Origin of the sequence: Streptomyces sp. ADI95-17 (genome assembly GCF_003846175.1) — a bacterium.
Classification (GTDB): Bacteria; Actinomycetota; Actinomycetes; order Streptomycetales; family Streptomycetaceae; genus Streptomyces; species Streptomyces sanglieri.
This window is the reverse complement of the sequence record NZ_ML123048.1, coordinates 23615-26596: the sequence shown is the minus strand read 5'-3', so window position 1 is coordinate 26596 and position 2982 is coordinate 23615. Positions and strand designations below refer to the sequence as shown.

Annotated in this window: 1 protein-coding gene; it reads left to right on the top strand. The window is 73.5% G+C overall.

Annotated elements, in window-relative coordinates:
* On the top strand, positions 1–2982 hold a 2982-nt coding region (locus tag EES42_RS23315; RefSeq protein ID WP_124720843.1), incomplete at both ends, for a non-ribosomal peptide synthetase.

The window sequence follows — 2982 nt, the reverse complement described above, 5'->3', positions numbered from 1 at the left end:
GACCGGGACCTGTCCCGCAACCCCCTGTTCCAGACGATGTTCGTGCTCCAGAACACCCCGGACGGCCACGCCTGGCAGCTGCCCGGAACGGCGGTGGAGCCATTCGCCGTCCGTGAGGAGGAGGCCAAGTTCGACCTGACCCTGATGCTCACCGAGCGGCCCGACGGCTCGCTCGACGGCGATCTGGTGTTCGCCCTCGACCTGTTCGCACCCGACACGGCGGAGCGGCTGGCCGGGCACTTCACCACGCTGCTGTGCGCGGCGGTCGCCGGCCCGGAGCGCCGACTGTCCGAGCTGGAATTGCTGGCCGGTGCCGAGCGGCGCCGGATACTGGCCGAGTGGAGCGGGACGGCGTCCGCCGCGCACATGGGGGCCGAGGCCGGGGCCGGGGCGACGGTGCACCGGCTCGTCGAGGAGTGTGCCGCTCTGCGGCCGGACACGACGGCGGTCCTCTCGGCCGGCGGAGAACTGACCTATCGGGAACTGAACGCGCGGGCCAACCGGCTCGCCCGGCACCTGCGTCTCCGCGGAGCCGGTCCCGGGGCCACGGTCGCCGTGTGCCTGGAACGCGGCCCCGAGCAGATCACCGCACTGCTCGCGGTACTCAAGTCCGGCGCCGCCTATCTGCCGCTGGATCCGGAGCACCCCGCCGACCGGCTCGCCCACATGGTCGCGGACGCGCGGGCCGGGCTCGTGGTCACCGACGGCGCCCGGGCCGCACGGCTGCCCGACGAGCCCGGCCGGTTCCTCACCGACCGGGACTGGCCGTCCCTCGCGGATCTGCCGGCCCATGACCCGGAACCCGCAGCGGCCTCCGGCGACCTGGCGTACGTGATCTACACCAGTGGATCCACCGGCCGGCCCAAGGGCGTCGAGATCGAGCACCACAGCCTGGCCGGCCTGGTCCGCTGGACGGCCGACACCTTCGGCGCGGCCCCGGGACGGCGTGTCGCGCTGCTGGCCGGGGTCGGGTTCGACGCGGCGGCGTGGGAGCTGTGGCCCGCGCTGGCGACCGGCGCCACCGTGTGCGTACCCGACGAAACGGTGCGGCTGACGCCGGCGCTCCTGCAGCGCTGGCTGAGCGAGCGGCGGGTCACGGGCACCTTCGTCTCGACGCCGATGCTGGAGTCGCTGGCGGCCCTCGACTGGTCGGAGCCGACCTCCCTGGAGTACGTACTGACCGGTGGTGACGCACTGCGCCTGCCCGCCGGGCTGCGCCTGCCCTTCCGCGTCGTCAACAACTACGGGCCGACCGAGTCGACCGTGGTGACGACCTCGGCCGAGGTCGTCACCGGTACGGCCGTGCCGCCGATCGGCCGCCCGGTGCGCGGCACCTTCGTATATGTGGTGGACCGGCACGGCAGGCCGGTTCCGACCGGGGTGCCGGGCGAACTCCTCGTCGGTGGCGCCGGGCTGGCGCGCGGATACCGGGGGCAGCCGGACCAGACGGCCGAGCGGTTCGTGACCGCCGACATCGACGGCACACCCCGCCGGGTCTACCGCACCGGTGACCGGGTGCGCTGGCTGGCCGACGGGCAACTGGAGTTCCTGGGGCGGCTGGACGACCAGGTGAAGCTGCGCGGGCACCGCATCGAGCCCGGTGAGATCGAGGCGGTGCTGCTGGCCGGCCCCGACGTCGCCGCAGCCACTGTGGTCGTCCGCGAGGACGCCCCCGGCGGCAAGCGGCTGGTCGCGTACGTCGTCCCGGCAGCGGGCGCCACGGTGCGCGGCGAGGCCCTGCGCGGGCGGCTGCGCCGTGAACTGCCCGACTTCATGGTGCCGTCCGTGTTCGTGGCGCTGGAGCGGCTGCCACTGACCCCGAACGGCAAGGTGGACCGGCGGGAGCTGCCCGCACCCGAGCCCCGCGCCTCCGAGGCCGGCGGTCCGGCCCCTCGTACTCCGGTCGAGCGCGCGATCGCGGCGGCCTGGTCCCAGGTGCTGGGCATCGAGGTCACCGGTGTGGACGACAACTTCTTCGAGCTCGGCGGCCACTCCCTGCTCGCCACCCAGGTGACGTCACGACTCCGGGACGCACTGGGTGTGGAGGTGCCGGTGCGGGAGCTGTTCGCGGCACCCACCGTCGTCGGGCTGGCCGCGGCCGTGGCGGAGCTCGCTGCCGACGGGACGGCCGGTACGGACCCAATGGTGCCGGCCGACCGGAACAGCGGACCGCTGCCGCTGAGCTTCGCCCAGCAGCGGCTGTGGTTCCTCGACCAACTGGAGCCCGGACGCGCCGAGTACGCCGTGCCCTTCGCGCTGCGCGTCAGCGGTCCACTGGACACCGATGCCCTCGACGCGGCGCTGACCCGCATGCTGGCGCGCCACGAGATCCTGCGGACGAGGTACGTCGCCGACGACGACGGCGAGCCGGCGCAGATCGTCGATCCGCCGGCGCCGGTGCACATGACCGTCCACGACCTGCGGAACATCGCCGATCCCGAGGAACGGCAGGAGGCCGCAAGGAACTTGGCCCGCACGGAGGCCGCTCGACCGTTCGACCTGGCGGCGGGACCACTGCTGCGTGCGCACCTGGTGCGGCTGGCCGACGAGGAGGCGCTCCTGCTGCTGACGGTGCATCACATCGCCTGCGACGGCTGGTCGGAGTCGGTCATGGCGCGCGAACTGCGGGAGGGCTACCGCGCGGCGACGACCGGCGTTCCGCCCGAGGAAACCGAACTGCCCGTGCAGTACGCGGACTTCTCCGTGTGGCAGCGACAGCAGCTCACCGGTGACGTGCTGGAGGAACAGCTGGCGTACTGGAGGGAGCGGCTCGCCGGGGTGGAACCTCTCGAACTGCCCACCGACCACCGCCGTCCGGCGGGGCGGCCCGGAGGCGGGGACACCGTGACGTTCGAGGTGAGCGCGGCGGTGGCCGCCGGGCTGAGGAAGGCGGCCAGGAGCGGCACCGCGAGCCTGTACATGGTGCTGCTGGCTGTCTTCCAGGTGCTGCTGGTCAAGTACGCCCGCCAGGACGACGTGACC